Origin of the sequence: Lentimicrobium sp. L6, assembly GCF_013166655.1 — a bacterium.
Classification (GTDB): Bacteria; Bacteroidota; Bacteroidia; order Bacteroidales; family UBA12170; genus UBA12170.
Window position 1 is genome coordinate 26,182 of the sequence record NZ_JABKCA010000044.1, and the last position, 20,623, is coordinate 46,804.

Genomic DNA, 20,623 nt, shown 5'->3' on the forward strand with positions numbered 1-20,623 from the left:
TTATTTGCTATATACATAAGTAGTTTTATATTTGCGAACATTTATTTTTAATCTAAAACCCAATTATGAAAAAGTATTTTAGTTTTATTATCTCTGTATTCATTTCGGTTAGTATCTATTCCCAACAAAATTTTGAATCTGCATATATAATAGATAATCAGGGTGATACGATTGCTGGCTTCATTGATTATAGAAATTGGAATACCAATCCTAATCATTTTAAATTTAAATCTTCTGAAGATTCCGAAGAAGTTATATATAGTACAGGTGAAATAAAGTCCTTTAAAGTTCATGAGGAGTTATATGTTAATGCGGAAGTGGAAGTGGAAATTTCTGCAAGATCAACTTCAGCACTAAAGTTTGATTCAGAATTAAAAATTGATAAACAAAAAGTATTCTTGTTAGTTATCCTTCAAGGCGAAAAAAGTTTGTATTATTTAAAGGACGAATTAGGATATGAAAACTTTTATATTAAAATGGATAATGATTTTATTTTGCTCACTTATAAACGATTCTTAAAAGAAATAGATCAAAAAAATGTCATTATTGAAAACACAAAATTTAGAGGACAATTGACTTATTATCTAAGTGAATGTAAAAAGTTAGGCTCATCAATATCTAAAGCAAACTATACTAGAGAAAGTTTAGAAAGGGTGTTTGAAAATTATTATAAGCAATGCACAGAAAACAAACCTGCTTTAATAACTAAGGCAGAAAAACCTGCTTTTTCCTATGGTCTCATCGCTGGTTTAAGTATTACTCAAGTTAAGTTTGATGGAACAAATGAATTATTAACTCGTTTGCCATTTCCTAAATCGTCTAATATTTATGCTGGTGGGTTTTTTGAGATTATTTTTAGCAGGAGTAAGGGAAAGGTCTCCTTATATAATGAACTAGCATATACTAGCTATGAAACTAATAATAGCTATGAAGACAGGTATTCTAAAGAGTATGTGGAAATTGGTTCTTCAAATTTGATTCTAGTCAATATGTTCCGTTATAAGCAAACTGTAGGAAAGGTAAGTTTATTTGCTAATGTTGGGGTGTTAAACTCCTTTGTAATTGGGACTACTAATTATTCAAAAGTCGAGAATAAGTTTAATAATACGGTGAAAGAAGGTCTGGCTATTGAGGATGTAAGGAGTTGGAGTTTTGGTGGTGCCTTAGGTGCAGGTGTAATGTGGAAAAGCTTCTCAGTGGAATATAGATACCAGATTTCTCAAGGGATTTCCTATTATATGAATTTATCTTCCTGGACGAATAAAAATATTTTTCTTTTAGGATATCGATTTTGAGATTTAAATGATAAATATATAGATTTGGCTCTTCATTTGTGGGGGGGCATTTTTTTTATTTTATTTTTTTGGCATCAAAATTGTAATTTCACCTTTCAAATAAATATCCGCATGATGAAATCACTGAAAATTCTATTCATAGGCCTAAGTATTCTTATTGGAAATACAATGATGGCTCAAACTTTTGATTTTGAAAAAAGTTGGAAACAAATTAATGATTTAGAGAAAAAAGGCTTGTCTGCTCAAGCATTAGAGCAATGTCAGATCATATTTATTCAAGCTCAAAAAGAGGATAATTCTGTACAGCTAATCAAGAGCTTGATTTATAAAAGTAATTTCCGTCAAGCCTATGAAGAGGAGGCCCTAAAGAAATCAATTGGAGAAATTAAGGAGATTCTATCTGCTAGTAATGGAATTGAGAAAGCACTCTTATCCATCGCCTTAAGCGATTTGTATCAGCAATATTATCAGCGAAACCAATGGGATATTCGTGGGCGTTTGCATGTGAGTGGACGAGTGGCAAAAGACCTAGAAGCTTGGAGTCAGGAGAATTTTAGAGAGGAAAAAGAGAAATTGATTTCTGCAGCATTAGCCGAAGAAGGTTTATTGATGAAGTCACCATCAGAACCTTGGAAAGAGATTTTTCTGGATCAAGAAAAGGATTTCAAAACCTTCCCCACACTATTTGACTTTGTGGCTTGGAAAGCCATCGCTTTTTATTCCGCCTCTGAGTTTTCTAACTCAGCTCAAGAGGATTTGGTGATTTTGAATCAGGTGATGCTTTTTGGAGATGACAGTCAGTTTGTAAATGTGATATTTAATGATTTTGAAGCCAAAAGCGCTAAAGTAAAAACCATTCAATTATTTCAAAAACTGATTAAAAAACATCAAGGCAATAAAACACCAAATGCATTTCTATATGCAGAATCACAGCGAATAGCATATCTAAAGAGCAATGGGCAAATTGATGATAAAGAATCCCTTTTATTAAAAACGCTAAACAATGTTTTTGAGAATTATAAAGGACAAGCAGGAAGTGAATTTTTAGCTGAGGAATTGATAAACCAGTATAAATGGAATACCGGTAATGAATATGATTTAAGAAAAGCTGAGGCCATTTGTCAAGCCATGATTGAGGTAGACAGGAACTCCAAATATTTTAAAGGCGTATTGACTAGTCTTCAAGCCAAAGAATTGAATATTTCTATGGATGGGGTTATTCTTCCAAATCAAGCTGCATTTTCTACTATTTCGTTTCAAAATATGACTCAGGCTTGGTTTAAAATTATTCAATTATCTGAGGACGAAATTATAGAAAGAAATAGCAGAGGTGAAGATCAGATATCGAAATATTTGAATTCCCCATTGATAGCAGAATTTGACTATGCTCTGACTGTTCAAAACTACCTTTCTGCGAAGAAAGCATTATTCGAACTCCCTCAATTGGGAGTGGGGCATTATGCTATTATTGCTAGTACGGGTCCCGATTTTAATCTGGAAAAAGACCAACTTCGAATGGGGGAGTTCTGGGTGACCGGGTTACAACTCATCAGTAGGGGAAACGATGGGCATTTCTTGATAGTAGATAGGGAAACAGGAAAACCAATAGATAAAGCAAAAGTTGAAGTTTACTCTTCTCAATGGGAGTATTCTACACGAACCAATCTATCTAAACTAGAAGAGACTATCACATCTGGAAAAGATGGAACTTTCCAATATATGAATGTGAATGGAAAGCAAATCACCTTTATAATATCCAAAGGACAAGACGAATGGAAAAGTGGAAATGTATATGTAAGAGAATATCATGAAACGGATAGAACCAATGAAAAACATTACTATTTCACAGACCGAGCCATCTATCGGCCAGGTCAAAAAGTGTATTTTAAGGGAATCTTCACCAATCAAAAGAAAAACGATGTGGAGCCTATTGCTAAGCTAAGCAAAGAGGTGAAGTTATATAGCACCAATGGCAAAGTCATTCAAACTATAAATGTGACTTCCAATGAATTTGGTTCTGTTGCAGGTAGTTTTGTTTTACCACTTTCTGGATTAACTGGAAATATGAGAATTTCTGATGGAAAGGGGAGTGTAAGTTTTAAAATGGAGGAATATAAACGTCCTAAATTTGAAGTGAATTTAGAAAGCCCAAGCGTAGAATTTCAGTTGAACGATCAGGTGAGTTTGTCGGGAAATGCAACGTATTTTGCTGGTATTGGTGTTCAGAATGCAAAAGTGAAGTATAGAATCAGTCGTGCAGTATTTATGCCTTGGCGCTGGGGTTTTTGGCCGCAAATTGAGGATTTAGATATTAGCGCTGGTGAAGTTTCAACCAATGAACAAGGCGAATTTGAAATCAGTTTCTTGGCGCTTGCTCCTTATGATATAGAGTTCTTGCCTTGGTTTAATTATCAAATCACAGCAGAAGTAAGTGATGAAAGTGGTGAAACTCATACTGCTAGTATGGATATCCGACTGGGTAAACAATCCATACTCATCTCCACTAATTTACCTGAGGTGATGGATTTGGAACATCCCAAAGATGTGGAAGTGAAGGCTGAAACCCCAAATGGCAAAAAACTCAATAGCCAAATCCACTTTAAGTTGGAAAAGCTGATTACGAAGGAAAAACTTAGTCGTTTAGTGAAAGTGAATGTGGATACCCTCCTCATTTCTCCTGAAAAGTTGAAAAAGGATTATAAAGATTTTGTATTTGCTCAAAAACGTGCTCCTTTGAAAATTGAAGCTACAGTTCTAGAGAAAACCCTGCAAACAGAAATAGATTCCATCATACCTAAAAGCATTTTCCAGTCTTTACCAATTGGCAGTTATAAAATGACTTTAAGTACGGTAGATAAAAATGGAATAGAAGTGAAAGATACGGCGTCCTTTAAAATATTCTCTTCCAAAGAGAATAAATTGGCTTCAGCCGAAGAGTTCTTCCATATAATGAATCACCAAAATGCAAAAGTTGGAGATACATTGCATTTTAGCTTTGGGTCTTCTGTAAAGAATCCTCAATACTATTATCAGTTAAGCTCAGGTTCCGAAATGATTACTTCTTCTTGGTATAAAGTTTCTAAAGGATTGAATCATATAAGTATTCCTATTACAGAGAATTATAGAGGAGGTTTGAGCTTACAGCTTTTCTTTGTGGCTAATAATCAAGTTCACGATGTTTCTCAAAACATCAGCATTCCTTTCGATAATAAAGAATTAAAAGTGGAATTAATCACCTTTAGAAGCCCCATGGAACCTGGAACTAAAGAGCATTGGAAGCTCAAAATCAGAAATAGAGATGGAGCGCAAGTGGATGCCGAAGTTTTAGCGGCCATGTATGATGCTTCTTTAGATGTTTTTCAGGAGAATAATTGGACTTTATGGCCCTATCACCCTAAGAATAATCCGTTTAATTGGAGTTCTTTAGGTAGCTATTTCTCCGAAACTAGAAATAGATATGATTCACCATCCTATCCTTCATTTTCTAATCCTAGTCCTTTAGAACTGGCTTTCACTAATTCTTCTCGTAATAACAGGATTATGTATTCGAAAATGGCTGGTGCAGGTGCCATGCCAATGATGGATGGTATGAAGGCGGAAGCTGACATGGATTCAGAAGCAATTCCAGAACAACCTAGAAGCGTGGCAATAACAAATATGGTAATTGAAGAAGAACCAGAAAACCCAAAAACAGAACCCAAACCTGTCACACCAAGAAAAAACCTGGAGGAAACGGCATTCTTCTATCCTCAATTAAAGACAGATATGGCGGGACAGGTTTCATTAAATTTTGTCAGCCCTGAAGCTTTAACAAGATGGAAATTGATGGTGATGGCAACGACTCAAGATATGGAAATAGGTCATTTTACTCAGGAAGTAGTGACTCAGAAAGAATTAATGGTGATGCCCAATCTTCCTCGCTTTTTAAGAGGTGGTGATCAAATGACATTAAGTACTAAGATTTTAAATCTTTTAGAGGAGGAACAAGTTATAAATGCAGAGTTAGAAATTTTAGATGCGGCTACCAAAGAGCCACTGAATATGTTGGTGAGTGGACAAGTAAGTGAGCAGAGTTTGAGTATTTCTGCAAAAGGACAAGCAGAGGTCAGTTGGAGTATTCTAGTTCCAGAAGAAATAGGTGCAGTTATCATCAGGGTATTGGCTCAAGGCCCAGCGCATAGCGATGGTGAAGAGCATATTCTTCCAGTACTCAGTCAGCTTCATTTCCTGACTGATACTTATCCTTTCTGTCTTTCTACACAAAATAGTATCACGCCAGAGGAGCTATCTTTGAGAGAGGTGGAAAGACCAAATCAGGATGAATTGACTCTAGAAATCACCACAAACCCATTATGGTATGTGGTTCAGGCTTTACCCAATTATGCCTTGCCTCAAAAGCCCAATGCTTTGTCTTGGTTTAATTATTATTTTATCCATGCCATGGCTTCGGATATTGTAAAAACGAATCCTGAGATTCAAGAAGTATTTAAGCAATGGCAACAACTTTCGCCAGAGGAATTAGAATCGGAATTATTCCAAAACCCAGAGCTGAAAAAGGTAATGATAGAAGAAACTCCATGGGTGTTCAATGCCGAAAACCAAAGCCTCAGAAAAAGAGAAATAGCTAGATTATTCGATGAGAACAATTTGAATTATCAATTGGAGTCTGCATTAATGAAGCTTCAAGAACTGCAAAAGTCGAATGGTGGTTTTTCTTGGATAGATGGAATGCCAACAAGTACTTATATCTCGGCTGAAATTTCTGCTGGGCTTGGTCAGCTTTTAGAAGCAGGGATTATTAATCCTGAAAAAGAATATGCCATAAAAAATCTGATTAAGAACTTAGTGAAGTATTTAGATGATGAAATTGAAATCAATTATCAGAAAGCTTTGAATAAAAAAACAGGATATTCTGCCCATGGTTTGGTTTCAGCTAGAGCTTATTTCATAGAGTCTTATCCATTAAAAGAAAAGCAAATTGCATTCGATTATTTCCTCAATAAGATGACGGAAAAGAAACATCAGAAATCATTATCTCAGAAAATGGGATTGGCTCGTATATTATGGTATAATGGTCGTTTTGAGGAGGCTAATGAATTAATGGCCGCTCTTAAAGATATATCCTTGACTGATGAAAATGGAGGAATCTATTGGAGAGACTTCCAGCGTTACGAGTCGGTGAGAAAACAAGCAGAGATGATTTCGCTATTTAGCTTAGCTAAGACTGATGATCAATGGATAGAAGGCATGAAACTTTGGTTATTGCAGCAAAAGCGTGCCAACGATTGGGGTGATAATAAAGCCACTGCACAGGCCTGTTTCGCTATGCTAAACGGAAGTACTGCTTTGTCGAATAGTCCAAAAGTATACCTTATAATAAATGGTGAAGAACAACTGATAGATGGAAATGCCGGAACTGGATATTTCAAAATCACCTGGAGAGGAAACGAGATTCCAAAAGCACTAGAAGGATTTGAAATCAGAAAAGAAGGTAAGGGAATGATTTTCGGAGCTTTCTACGATCAGTATTTCGAAAAGATGTCGGAAATTGATGCCCATGAAGGTGGTGTGGAATTGCAAAAGCAAGTGTTTGTAGCCAAGACAGAAGATGGGAAAAACGAGCTATTAGCATTAGAAGATGGAGCCAAAATAGAATTGGGCGACAGAATTGTAGTTCGCATGATTTTAAATAATAAGCAGGCTATGGATTTTGTGCACTTGCGCGATTATTTACCCGCAGGCTTCGAAAATCAGAATCCACTGTCTGGTTATCATTGGCAAGGTTCTATTTCCTATTATCAAGCTCCTGGCGATGTGGCCACCGACTATTTTATCTATCACCTACCCAAAGGTAAATTTGTGATAGAATACGAATTAAATGCCACTATTAGCGGAAAGCTCAATCTAGGCCCAGCAGAGGTACAGTCTATCTATGCACCGGAGTTTGGCGGGCATAGTGAGGGTGGTTTTGTAGAAGTAATAAAGTAAATTAAAGTGCCTAAAGAATTTAAAGTTATTGGTTTGGAGCATTTTTTTAGATTTTTTTTCGTCAGGCATAGCTAAGGGATGATAGCCTTGTAAAGGATAGCGTCCCTGAAACTAGATAGTCAAAAAAAGCCCGGAGTATTTAGAGTGATAGTTTTTTGTTTTCTTGGGATTATGGTCTTAGAAGACCCCACGCCAAGACCGCAAAGAGAGGTTTACACCAAGTATGCAAAGGAGAGGGCAAACAGTTGTTTTAGTATTCAGGATTTTAGGCGAACTATAGTTGTAAAGCATCGCGTCCCTGGATCTGGATAATTATTTCATATTGAATGATGCATTGGTGAAGCATCGTCCGAGCTTACAGCCTTCTGTTGGTTTGTTAATAAAGAATGACAGTTTCGATACAGGGCAAACGCATACTTTTATTTTATCCGCGGATTAACACAAATTTAAAATAATCTGTGAAAATTACTTTCAGTGAGCTCGCTTCGCTTCGGTTAGCGGAATCCGTGGTTAGATTTTCTCTTTATTAAAATATATGTCGATTCTAAATCATGAACCTAAAGTATAAGTCTGCCCTGAGTTTCGATATGACCAAGCCTATTGTTTGGTAAATAAGTGTTTTTGACTTACCAATAAGCAAATCAGGGCCTCAATCCTTTCGCTATACTCAAGGCTTTGATCCCTTAAGTTTATCCAAGTTTATGAATTCCAGGTTCAAAGGCAAGATGCTTGAAATCCAGCCTCCTCTGTCGGTTGACTAGCCAGGTAAACTTTAGGTGGGGCTCAAGATTCAATTTACTCTATTTTCTTATGCGGCCTTTGGGTATATATTTGCGTGGAACTAGCGAATGTTCCAAGTTTATGAATTCAAGGTTTAATTGGGGTTTCAGAAATCATTATATATCCACGAAATACCAGAAAACACAGCCATCAGACTAAAAATTCAATTCTAATCACCTAATACTGTAACCTCTATTTAAAAATGCCGTCAAAAAGACAAAATTAAACAACATGGAAACAAAGAAATTAAGGAGAAGTCTAAAAGACTCAGTTATAGGAGGCGTTTCCGGAGGTTTGGGAGAGTATTTCGGAACCGACCCGGTGATTTTCAGGATATTATTTATCGTATTGACCTTTACAGGAGGTGGCGGTGTTTTAATATATCTTCTAATGTGGATATTCATTCCCAAGGCGGAAATCGATTACGATTTTTTCGAAAACAAATCCACAAGTGCCAATGAAAAAACAGAAGCAAATGACAATGCTCAAGAACCCAAAGCAGAGCCTTTTGGTGCTGAATCTAAGGGAGCTAAAGAAGACTTTTTTGGTGCAAAAGATAAAAGTAAGTCTCTGGACCCAGAAGTGCTAAAAAGAAGGAAAAATGGAAACCTAATTGGAGGCGCCCTATTGATAATGATAGGAATGTTCTTTCTAGCTGATGATTTCTTTCCTTGGCTGAGCTGGGAATACCTATGGCCTGCAGCTTTAATTATTGCTGGATTGGCTATCATTAAAGTGAATTATAATAATAAGAAACAAGAAACTGATCAAGATGGAAAATCGTAATATATTTTGGGGAGTCCTTTTAGTAGCCGTTGGCGGACTCTTTATTCTAGATAACATGGATTTAATCAACTTTAGTTTCTCTGCTTTAGTTGGACTATGGCCTCTTTTATTAGTGTTGTGGGGAATTAGTATTTTACCAATGAAACCGATGTATAAAACAGTTGGGGGATTGTTGATTGCGGTATTTGCTTTGGTTTATGCTTCTACAAGTGATAAAACATTTTGGTGGCAAGATCACATCATCAATAAATTCGATAAAAATGTTCATATGAATTATGGAAATGATGATGACGAGGATTATGATGACGATGATGATACTTATTACAATTTCAAATTCGACGAAGATTCAACCTCCAATATCACTAATGCCAAGCTGAATATGGACATAGCTGCTGGAAAATTTAGAATAGATGAAGCTACGGATGATCACATCATAGACTTTGATGCCTATAGCAATATTGGCCCATATACCAGCAATATGGTAATGAACGGGAATACCGCTGAAATTAATATCGACTTAGAGGATGGCGTGATAAGAAATGGCACCAATAGAAATAGAGCCTCTATTAAATTAAACCCAAAAGTAGAATGGGATTTAGACTTAGATATTGGAGCAGCAGATTTTAGAGCCGATTTCAGAAAATTTAGAGTGAGCAAATTGGATATCGATGGTGGAGCCTCTGCAATAAAAGTAAAAATTGGAGATCTACAAGAAGATACCTTTATCAAGATAGATGCAGGTGCAGCTTCCATAAGAGTCGATATTCCACAAGAAGCAGGTTGCTTGATAGAATCAGAATCCTTTTTAGTAGATATGGAATTAGATAACTTCCAAAAAAATGGGAATGGTGATTATGTGACTTCAAACTATGAAGCAAGCGAGCAAAAAGTAAGAATAGATATCGATGCTGCTATTTCAAAATTAAAAGTAGGTAGATATTCAAAGTAAAACCCTTAGCCTAAGACGCTAATAGGAGATAATGGAAAAGAGCAGATTCACCTTTGTGGTGTATTGGCTCTTTTTTTTTAGGGTTTAGTCAAAATAGTTTATATCGGCAATTTGGATGTTTTTTGGGTGTTATTTCCAAATTAGATTTTCTAATTTCCACTTGTCTTTTGCTTGGTCTTCTCCTGTTGGATAACCTATGGGAATGACATTGAGGGGAATGTGATTCTCGGGTAGATTCAGCTCTTTTACCACTGCTATTGTTCTATCATCATAGGGAAATGCTGCTGTCCATACAGCTCCTAGGCCAATACTCTCTGCTGCCAATAGGATGTTTTCTGATGCTGCAGCACAATCATGCACCCAATAGTCTTTGTCTTTGAGCTTGCCTGCTTTGTCCATATCACCACATACTACAATAGCTGCTTGGGCCTGTGCTAACATTTTACCATAGGGCAATTTCTCACTGAGTCTCTTTAGTGTGGCTTTGTCTGTAACGACATAAAAAGCCCACGATTGACGATTGACTGCTGAAGGAGCAGCCATGCCCGCTCTTACTAGAAGCTCCAACTGGGCTTTAGAGACAGTGTCATTAGTAAAGTGTCTAACACTTTTTCTATTATGAATGGTCTTCAATGTTTCGTTGGCATATGTCCTTTTTACTGACGGAATAAAAGGTTTCCCGTCCACCTGCTCAAACATATCACTCTGCATACCTATAAAATTACCTGCTCCATAATAGCCGCCATTGGCATAGATAATTGGTTTTAGCAGATTCATATCAATAGTACCATTTGCCCCCAATACAGCTTTGTCAGCCTTTACATCAATTACTTTTCCTATGAATTGTCTATGAGAGCCCAAATCATGATATTCCGTTAGTTCACACTCAATCACTATAGGAAATTCTTTAATATAGGGTGCATCAACAAATTCTCCTCTTACAGGTGTAAGCCCAGTTTCTTTGAACTTATCCATATCCTTTCCTGAATATTTCCCTACATAAGAAACATATTTTGTTAATTCTTCAGTTGGAATATTCACCGTAAAAAACTTCTTATTGGTAAGGTTGTGATATGAATAGGTAGCTGGACGCATAGATACAGCAATGCTAAGCGGCTGCGAATTGGCAATACTCACCCATGCTGCAGTCATCATATTAGGCTTCCCATCCTGATCATATGATCCAATAACTAATGCTGGTTTAGGATACAAGGCGGATATTATGCCCAACGATTTTTTTTCAAAATTATTTACAGTCGAATCATTCTCCGCAAAACCTGAAGTTAACTGTGCAGGCAACGATATCAAACGCGTCGTTTCTTCTTTTTGCGTTAACATAACAACCAATACCAATACGATAAAAGCTAAGCCAATATTTAAAATTTTACTTTTTTCCATCTTCTGTATTTTTAAGAGCTTGTTTTTTATATGAAATAGTATCCATGAAACATCCTGTTGGGCAGACTGTGCAATAAGGTTTGTTAAAGAAAAGAGATAAAATAACAATTAAACCTCCAGCTATAAAGAAACCATAGCTTGCTATTCTGAACGAAAACATCATAAAAGGTTCAAAATGATTTAATTGAGGTGAAAAACCAAACAATAGTATAGCTGCAATAAAGAATAGATACGCCTCTCTTATCGATAAGTTTTTCCACGATTTTGGCAATATCTTTTTTTTAAATGGCGAAACCTTATTTACCAATTCTTGCAATGCTCCCATTGGGCAGAGGTAGTTGCAATAATACTTTCGCTTTCCTAAAAATGATATGCCTATGGCTAAAACAAATAGCATTACCGATTGCCAGTTAAGCACCCACGGAATTCCGTTTAATAACCAACTGTATAATAAAAATATCGAAAGGGTTTTGTTCAGTACAATTCCAACCACTATAACTACCAAAACCAAATAGTAAGGGCGTAGTTTCTTATGAGCCTTTCCAAATGCAAACGCTAGCGATAGCAAGACAACAACCAAAAATAACACATCTTTTATCGTGCTTAAAATTGGCTGTTTTTCCCAACTATCTATTGGCGAATTATAAAATACTGCCGCTGTTCCTTTCATTCCTTTAATAATAGCATTGCTGCTCATTGTAGCACCAGTAGCCCCATCTACACTTTGCTCTTTCACCTCACGAAGCGATAAATTATTCCATTGTTGTAAAAAGTCACCACGAGTAACATAGGCTAAATAATCAACCGTCTCTCCGCTATTTAGCAAGCTTATCCCCTTTACATTATATTTATCATCAAGACCTATGAGTATCGGCACGAGCCCTCCATAACCTATATTATCTGTCACATAATCAGAAGAAACCAATGCTTTTCCTATCTCTATTTCTCCTGACCTAACTTCTATTATATTACTATTGGATTTTAGAAAAGAATTTGCCTCTGGGAAGATGTTTTGTACCGATTCTAAGGTAACAACGACCTCTATATTTGATTTAGTGAAAAGATGCCTTCGGCCACCACTATAGGCTATAGCTGCAAGGAGAATAAGCACAAGCGTGTAAAGATATATGGTCTCTGAAAGTTGATATTTTGATATTCTCATTTAGATATGCCTTATCTGATATTTGTAAAAAAAAGCAAAGGTAATCGAATATCTCTGGGATACCTTACAAGTTATGGGGGTTTTTAATTAATCAAAATCGCTTTTTTATTTAGCAATAAAAAGCTCAAAAAGAAGCATTTCTACACGAAAAATCCAGCTTCCTTATAGGCTCACCAGATGAGGTCATTCCACTTCGAAATTAGATAAGTACTTTTAATAGACGATGGAATGCAATTTCTTCTGGGCATTGAAATTGGACATTCATACAATAGTTTATTACGATTGAAGGATAGTGTATCCTCTTACTCCAAGCTAGAGCAGATTTACGATATGATCGTTATAAATAAGATAGTTATGCCATCAAATTTTTCTTTTATTGCTTTCTTAAGCATTGAGTTTTTATCCGAACTGGTTTTATTTATCCCTATAATGAATTGAAATGAGTCTACCTGGCAGTTAGGCAAGCCAGCCTTGGCAGCAGACAGGCTTTATTTCGAATTTCTTATGAAACCTCTTTAATTCTGTCCCAAAAAATCGGGATGGCTTATCGGCATTAAATCCGACACAATTTCAGAACAAGTTATTGAAATTTCATATTTCACAAAAGGCTCAATAATAATACAATTGGTATTACATCCATTTTTCCCGAGAAGTCTCCACATGATAAAGAAGATAGTTCATCAGTTGATGTGCCATATCTTCGGAAATATAGGGGATATTCATTTGTCCTGAAGCATTATTTACCCTTAAGGTGGCCAAGCCCCTTCTTTTTTGAAAGAAGGATTGCCTGAAATCAACAGATTGTGTTTTAAAAGATTCTGCTTGTTGCCACTCGGTATTAATGGCTCCTTTGCCCACAATCAATTGCGTTTTATTAAACTGAAAATAGCTTTTCCTGACCATCATCCGGCAGTATAGCCCAGATATAATTAACCATGCAACTCCAGCAATGAGCAATAAAGGTTCATGAAAATAGAATACGCTTGGGGCTATGGCAGGAATTACTCCTCTTTGAAGCCATAGCAAATTAAAGTATCTGGGATGTGAATAAATCTTTTCGCTATGGTCAGGCAAATCATCCTTAAATAATTCACCTCTAATACTTGAAATATGATGCTCAAGACAACCGGGAGCATCAGCCACTTGTTTTTGCTTGGTCTGTTTACTTACCGCTTGTTTAAAGCTAATTCTAAAAATACCAAATATCTTTTTTATGGGGCCGGTTTCCCAGTTGAGTTGCTGTATTTTATTGAATGGAAGTAAAACCTTACGCTTATCAATTAAACCAGTAGTAATTTTATAACTTTCTTGATGCTTGACCAATCTAAAATCGTAATATTTGATGACGGTGTATAGAAGTGTAGCGAGGACGGAGGCGAGTAGAGCAATAATAGTTAATCCAGCAAAAAACAAGATACTTGAGTTCGCTATAATGCTTTGAAAAGAATCAGAATAAGCATCGGTTTCTTCTTTGAATAAATCTTGAATCTGATCTACTATTTGAGAAGTAAAAACAAGAATAATTAATCCTGTTTTCAGATGGTTTTGGCTGATGCCTATTCGCAATAAATCTAAGGGACTTAGTTTTAGAATTTCTTTTTCTTCATTGTCATTAGAAATGGATTCAGAATCTTTTTCATTTGCTTTTTCCTTATGTGATTGCAAGAATTCAGTTAAATGCTCGGTATAAGCTCCACTTAAGGAATATATCTTTAATTCTTTTCCTACTGAGCCTGCGGTTTCTACCTCAAGGGAATGTACATTTAGTAGCCGCTGTAAGAGATTCTGATTTGTGTTCACGCTCTGTATACGATCCAATGGTATAGAAAGTACTTTCTTGCGGAGGTATCCTTTTTTAAGAATAAACTGATTCTCATCAATAAAAAAGTAGAAATTCAGGTAAAAAAGAATGGAGTGAACAAGTATTAATAGGATAATAATCCCTATGACCATAGGAATAGTTATAGATTCTGGTAGTCGATGCTTCTGAGCAAAGATAAGGATGAGCATAGGCCAGTAGGCTCGTAATTTAGCTTGAAGTTCAAAAGCGAAAACCGCTAAAAATCCTCGAGGTTCTTGTCGAGTGGGTTTTGTTAAATCAGGCTTAGTCATGCTGGTTTACTTTTGATAAGAGAAAGGATTCTATTTGAAGGGCTTTATCTGGCAATAGCCCAGGGATAGAAAGATCGCTCACACTACCTCCAGCTGTAAATACTTTAACCCTCGACAAACCAAAGCTCTTTTCCATCATATTCTGACTCACTTCTACATGTTGTATTCGATTAAATGGAATGGTGGTTAGTTTGTAAATCAGAAGTCCTCTACGGAATGATATATCTTGTTCTCGAAGCAAATATCCTTTTTTGGGAAAACCGAGAATGACGAGGACAAATCTCAAAATAAATATCAATACAAAGACAGAAGGTATGCCCATTGATACTAAGATTGGGATATCACCAGTTGAGAATTGGATACTCAGGAAAAAGATAGTCAGTGCTATAAATAATATAATGGCAGCGCCTATTTGGTTGATAAGTTTATACTTCTTTTCCAGAGCTTCAAATTCTTGAACTTCTATTGGAGCGAGTAGATCTGGTAATATCACTTGATTTGAGAATTCTTCGTTTGCATGCATATTCATTGGATTATTAGAACCTATTTTGAGGATGGTATTTATTAAAATTTGGTCCACCACCCATCAGGCACATTTATATAATTGCTTCCCAGTATAATGTCTATAACATCATCGTTGGGATTGGTAAATTTAGGCAAATATTATCTGTGACCAACAAAACCTATTCTTATTAAGAACAGAAGCTTAAAAAGACCTATTTTTATCGCGCAAAATCATTTAGCCATTTTAAAAATATTTTTATGAAAAAAATTATCATGTTATTCTTCGTTGTCAGCTTAGGTCTAGCTTCTTGCAATACAGAAAAACAGCAAACGACCAACAGCGACAATCCCTTCTTTTCGGAATTCGAGACTCCTTTTGAGGTTCCTCCATTCGATAAAATTGAAGCAGAGCATTATATGCCCGCCTTTTTAGAAGGAATGAAATTGGAAAAAGCAGAAGTTGAGGCTATTGTGAGTAATCCTGATGCACCAACTTTTGAGAATACCATAGTGGCTTATTCAAAAACAGGTGCTTTTTTAAGCAGAGTAAGTTCGGTATTTGGTGGTTTAAATGGAGCCAATACTACACCAGAATTACAGAGTTTAGCTAAGGAGCTTTCTCCTTTACGTTCGGCTCATGGTAATGAGATTAGGTTCAATCAAGAATTATTTGAGCGTATTAAAGTGGTATATGAGCAAAGAGAAAGCTTAAAATTAGATCCAGATCAATTATATATGCTAGAGAATATGTACGGTGGTTTTGTAAGAAACGGTGCTAATCTTCCTGCCGAAGAAAAAGCAAAGCTCTCCGAAATCAATACAAAGCTTTCTAGTTTGGCAGTACAGTTTGGTCAAAACCTAATGGGTGAGACCAATGCCTATCAACTTATTATTGAAGATGAAAAAGATTTAGATGGCTTGCCAGAAAGTGTTAAAGCTGCTGGTGCACAGGAAGCCAATCGTGTGGGTTTAGAAGGTAAGTGGGTGTTTACGACCCAAAGATCAAGTATGTATCCTTTCCTTACTTATGCTACTAACCGCGACTTAAGGCGTCAGATTTATACGGCTTACACCATGCGTGGTGATAATGATAACGAAAGAGACAATAAGGCAATCTCTGCTCAAATCACCAACCTAAGAGTGAAAAAAGCTAAGATTTTAGGTTTTGAAAGTCATGCCGACTTGATTCTATCTACACGCATGGCTAAAACATCCGAGCGTGTTTATGATTTATTAGACCAACTATGGTGGCCTTCATTAGAATTGGCTAAAAAGGAAATCGAAGATATGCAAGCCATTATCGATGCTGAAGGCGGAAACTTTAAATTGGAAGCTTCAGACTGGTGGTATTATGCTGAAAAAGTACGCGCTGATAAATATGCTTTCGAAGACAGCCAGATTCGTCCTTATTTCTCTCGCGAGAATGTGCAAAATGCTATTTTCTATGTGGCTGAACAATTATACGGGATTACTTTTACCGAAATTCAAGACATTCCAAAACCACATCCAGATGCTTTTGCCTATGAAGTAAAAGAAGCAGATGGAACCCATATCGGCGTTTTATACCAAGACTTTTATGCAAGACCAAGTAAGCGTGGTGGTGCTTGGTGTGGTGCATATAGAAGCTTTAAAATTGTTGATGGCGAAAAAATTACTCCAGTAATTACTTTTGTAACCAATGCACCTGCTCCAGTAGGAGATGCACCTTCTTTGTTTAGTATTGATGATGTAACAACTGTATTCCATGAATTTGGTCATGCTTTAGACGGATTGTTTTCCAATGTGAGATATCAATCAACTTATAGGGCTCGCGATTTCACCGAATTGCCTTCTCAACTTATGGAACATTGGGCAATGCATCCAGAAGTTTTAAAGGTATATGCTAAACATTACGAAACTGGAGAGACCATTCCCAATGAGTTGGTAGAGAAGATACAAAATGCAAGCCTTTTTAATCAAGGATTTATCACTGTTGAATTTGTTGCAGCTGCACTTATCGATATGGAATACCATTCTCTAACTGAAGAGCAAGATATTGATGTTAGAGCCTTTGAGAATGAATTCTTTGCAGAACGAAAACTCATACCTGAAATAGCTCCTCGTTACCGAACCACTTATTTCTCTCATATTGTTGGAGGATATTCTGCAGGCTATTATAGTTATTTATGGTCGGGTGTTTTAGACAACGATGCTTTTGAAGCTTTTGTTGAAACTAGTTTATTTGATAAGGAAACAGCAAAATCTTTCCGCGAAAACATTTTAGAGCCTAATGGTTTAGTCGATCCATTGGAAATGTATATCAATTTCCGTGGACGAGAAGCCGTTATTGAGCCTTTACTTAAAAGTAGAGGTTTATCTTCAAAGTAATATAGGTTTTTAGATATCATTCGGTAAAATCAATAAAAGGAAGAAGCACTGATGTGTTTCTTCCTTTTTTTCTTCTATTTTTACCGAGCTGGACAGATAGGTTTGGTCAGAATATCCGCTTTCGTTTGGTTTTTGATTAGAAGCAATCAATCTCACCCCACCCAGATAGTCTTAATATTCAGAAATTCCTTAATGCCATAATGGGACAGCTCTCTACCGAAACCAGATTTTTTTATTCCACCGAAAGGTAGACGAGGATCGGACTTGGTCATTCCGTTAACGAAAACCGCACCACTCTCCACTCGTCGGGCTAATTTCACTCCTCTTTCTTTATCATTGGTCCACAAGCTGGCTCCTAATCCAAATGCACTCTCATTAGCTATTATAATGGCCTCCTCCTCATTTTTTATAATATAAATGGAGAAAACAGGGCCAAAGGTTTCCTCATGATAGATGTTCATCTGAGGAGTCAGGTTTTTGATGATGGTGGGCTCAAAATAATTTCCAGGTCCACTTATGGCTTTTCCACCTTCGATAATTTCAGCGCCTTTATCCACAGCATCTTTTAATTGTATTTCGAGGTCGATGAGTAAATCGGGTCGGGCGAGTGGGCCGAGTTTGCAGTCTTTCTCCATGGGGTTTCCGATTTTCCAATTCTTAATCTCTTTTTGAATCAAGTCTAAAAACTGATCAGCTATAACTTCATGAAGAATAAATCGCTTAGCGGCGATGCAACTCTGACCATTATTTAATAATCTAGAGAATACACCCCAATAAGCGGCCTCCTCCAAATTGGCATCTTCTAATACGATAAAAGGATCAGATCCACCCAGTTCCAAAACCGATTTTTTTAATTCACTTCCTGATGTTCCGGCCACTTTGCTACCCGCATATTCACTTCCGGTTAAAGTAGTTGCTTTAATATGTGGATTTTTGATAATGGCTTCCACTTTGGAACTTCCAATCGCTAAATTTTTGAAAGTATTCTCAGGGAATCCAGCTTTTATAAAACAGCTTTCAATAGCTTCTGCACAGCCCATTACATTGCTGGCATGTTTTAATAAACCTACATTCCCGGCCATTAAAGCTGGAGCCGCAAATCTAAAGACTTGCCAAAAAGGGAAATTCCAAGGCATCACCGCTAATATCACTCCCATGGGTTCAAAACTCACAAAGCTTTCTTTGGTATCGGATTCGAGTATTTCATCCTTCAACATTTGCTCAGCTTCATTGGCGTAATACTCACATACCCAGGCTGACTTTCCCACTTCTCCCAAGCTTTCCATAATGGGTTTCCCCATTTCTAAGCTAATGATAGAAGCATATTCTTCTTGGTTTTTTCTCAATTCCTGTGCCAAAGCAAGCATGAGTTTAGAACGCTCTTCAAAAGTGGTTTTTTTCCACGAAATCCAAGCTTTTTGAACTTTATCAATATGTTGCCTTACTTGGTCTGTGCTAAGTTCTTGATATTCCTTTATTAAAGTGCCATTGCAAGGGTTAATACTTTTCATCTTTCTAAAATTTTAAATTGAAAAAAGGAGATATGGTCAAATTGTTTCCAAAATTACAGTTTCTTGTGGATTTTTTTAATAAAAACTGAAGGCTTCTAATTCGTTTAATAGCAGATTTTTAGCTCTCAAATTAATGAATGATATATTGAAATCCTATATTGGTTAATAAGAAAATGTTCAAAATAATTACTTTCTTAAATAATTTCATTACTTTAGCGACTTTAGAAAAAATCAAAAGCTAAAATCCCATCAATGAATAAAAGTCTACTTGAAAAGTCAGTGTCTACTAATGGTGTATCTAACGTAGAACTTAAGAAAATATTTCAAAAAAATGCCATCATTGAATACTTATATCACCTAGGGCCAACATCAAATCCAGATATTGCTCGCTTAACAAAGATGAGCTCGCCTACGATTACCAAGTTACTTCAGGAGCTGATAGATTTGGGTATTATCAAAGACATGGGGATAGGAGAATCTATCGGGGGAAGAAAACCCAATCTCTATGGAATTAATCCTAATGCACGCTATATCATTGGTATTGATGTGGATTGTAGAATGGTGAAATTAGGTGTTTTTAATCTGGATAATGAAGCCGTTTCAGAAATCGTCACCTACTTTGGTAATGTTAAAGATAAAAATGAAATGTTCACCGATCTTTTTAAAAGGTTGGACGAGCTTTTAGCATCGGCAAATCTTGATAGATCTTTATTCTTAGGTATCGGTGTTTCTATTCCTGGCTTAATTAATTCCAAGACAGGCCAAACCTATATGGATGTAAGGATCAATGGTAAATCAATCGTTGAATTATTTGAGAATCATTATCAATTACCAACCATTATCGATAGCGATAGCCGAGTGATGGCTATCGGAGAACAGGCTTTTGGTTTTGCAAAAGACAAGAAAGATGTTTTATGCTTAAATATCTGTGATGGAGTAGGTTTAGGGATGATCTTGAATGGGATTGTTTACCGCGGTAAGAGTGGTTTGGCTGGAGAATTTGGTCATATCAATGTGGTGAAGGATGGAAATCTTTGTACTTGTGGAAAGTATGGTTGCTTAGAAACAGTAGCATCCGGAGGAGCCATTATAGAACAAGCACAGCAGGGAATTAAAAAAGGCCAGGAAAGCTTGATAAAAGAACTAGTAAATGGCGATTTGGAAGAAATTCATGTTTCCGATGTGATTGAGGCGGTGAATAAAGGAGACTTATTTGCCATTGAAATCATTAATAAATTGGGCAATTTCTTAGGAGAAGCCTTAGCGAGTTTAGTACATATTTTCAATCCCGAAATGATTATCATAGGTGGTAAAGTTGCACTGGCTGAAGAATATCTCATCAATCCAATCCAAAATACTCTGAATAAATACACCATCAGTCATATTAAAAAAGATACTGAAGTAGTGACTTCTCTTCTTCAAGATAAAGTAAAACTACTAGGATCTGTAGCTATGGTAATGAATCAGGTATTTGATGAGAATGTAGAGGAGATGAAGTTTCTTTAATTTTTCTTTGTTCTTAATTGGTAAATTATTGGGTTTGTTTTTACTAGATTTTTCCAAAAAAAAGTACAAAAGGGGTGTAAGCCAATTAAATTCATGCTTATGGGTCGGCAAACAGAATAGTCTTCGTTATATCTTTATGTAGCCGACCTGAACTCTTATTGTATCCATATCCAAGGGCTTCGCCCGCACTATTCATATAGCGCCCCTTCAGGCATTAGCGTTAACTTAAGCAAAAAGCTCTTTCAATTTGTTGCTCAAAATTTAA

At 36.3% G+C, this 20,623-nt stretch carries 11 protein-coding genes; 6 read left to right on the top strand and 5 right to left on the bottom strand.

From position 1 onward, the window contains the following. Window positions 1-65 precede the first annotated feature (65 nt). The 4 genes from HNS38_RS12015 to HNS38_RS12030 all read left to right on the top strand — a co-directional run bounded on the left by HNS38_RS12015 (window position 66) and on the right by HNS38_RS12030 (window position 9,798). Window positions 66-1,295, top strand: a complete 1,230-nt coding sequence (locus tag HNS38_RS12015) for a hypothetical protein (RefSeq protein ID WP_172281829.1) — start codon at window positions 66-68, stop codon at window positions 1,293-1,295. A 111-nt stretch (window positions 1,296-1,406) separates the two neighbouring features. Continuing rightward, complete coding sequence (locus tag HNS38_RS12020) at window positions 1,407-7,283, top strand: alpha-2-macroglobulin (protein ID WP_172346542.1); 5,877 nt, start codon at window positions 1,407-1,409, stop codon at window positions 7,281-7,283. A 1,011-nt stretch (window positions 7,284-8,294) separates the two neighbouring features. Continuing rightward, on the top strand, window positions 8,295-8,849 hold the full coding sequence (locus HNS38_RS12025; protein ID WP_172281833.1) for a PspC domain-containing protein: 555 nt from the start codon (window positions 8,295-8,297) through the stop codon (window positions 8,847-8,849). Then, a complete protein-coding gene (locus tag HNS38_RS12030) occupies window positions 8,836-9,798 on the top strand; it encodes a LiaI-LiaF-like domain-containing protein (protein WP_172281835.1) in 963 nt (320 codons plus the stop codon). The genes HNS38_RS12025 and HNS38_RS12030 overlap by 14 nt, the downstream gene beginning before the upstream one ends. A 129-nt stretch (window positions 9,799-9,927) precedes the next feature. On the opposite strand, the gene HNS38_RS20225 is transcribed toward HNS38_RS12030, so the two are convergent. From HNS38_RS20225 to HNS38_RS21100, 4 genes are all read right to left on the bottom strand, one after another. After that, complete coding sequence (locus HNS38_RS20225; RefSeq protein WP_216663708.1) at window positions 9,928-11,196, bottom strand: flavin reductase; 1,269 nt, start codon at window positions 11,194-11,196, stop codon at window positions 9,928-9,930. After that, window positions 11,183-12,358, bottom strand: coding sequence for a 4Fe-4S binding protein (locus HNS38_RS12045; RefSeq protein ID WP_172281837.1), 1,176 nt, complete (start codon window positions 12,356-12,358; stop codon window positions 11,183-11,185). Before HNS38_RS12045 ends, HNS38_RS20225 begins: the two co-directional genes overlap by 14 nt. A gap of 630 nt (window positions 12,359-12,988) precedes the next feature. After that, the gene (locus HNS38_RS12050; protein ID WP_172281839.1) at window positions 12,989-14,470 is read right to left on the bottom strand and encodes a PH domain-containing protein; all 1,482 of its coding nucleotides are present in this window, start codon (window positions 14,468-14,470) and stop codon (window positions 12,989-12,991) included. Further along, the gene (locus HNS38_RS21100) at window positions 14,463-15,050 is read right to left on the bottom strand and encodes a PH domain-containing protein (RefSeq protein ID WP_172281841.1); all 588 of its coding nucleotides are present in this window, start codon (window positions 15,048-15,050) and stop codon (window positions 14,463-14,465) included. The genes HNS38_RS12050 and HNS38_RS21100 overlap by 8 nt, the downstream gene beginning before the upstream one ends. Window positions 15,051-15,232: 182 nt before the next feature. Between HNS38_RS21100 and HNS38_RS12060 the strand changes: the two genes are divergently transcribed. Continuing rightward, entirely contained in the window at window positions 15,233-17,341 is a 2,109-nt protein-coding gene (locus HNS38_RS12060; protein ID WP_172281843.1) for a M3 family metallopeptidase, read from the top strand. 152 nt (window positions 17,342-17,493) lie between these two features. Here HNS38_RS12060 and HNS38_RS12065 read toward each other — a convergent pair whose 3' ends face one another. Beyond that, window positions 17,494-18,852, bottom strand: a complete 1,359-nt coding sequence (locus tag HNS38_RS12065) for an NAD-dependent succinate-semialdehyde dehydrogenase (protein WP_172281845.1) — start codon at window positions 18,850-18,852, stop codon at window positions 17,494-17,496. A 252-nt stretch (window positions 18,853-19,104) separates the two neighbouring features. On the opposite strand from HNS38_RS12065, the gene HNS38_RS12070 reads away from it, so the two are divergent. Beyond that, window positions 19,105-20,358: an ROK family transcriptional regulator gene (locus HNS38_RS12070; RefSeq protein ID WP_172281847.1), complete on the top strand. Its 1,254-nt coding sequence runs from the start codon at window positions 19,105-19,107 to the stop codon at window positions 20,356-20,358. Window positions 20,359-20,623: the final 265 nt, after the last annotated feature.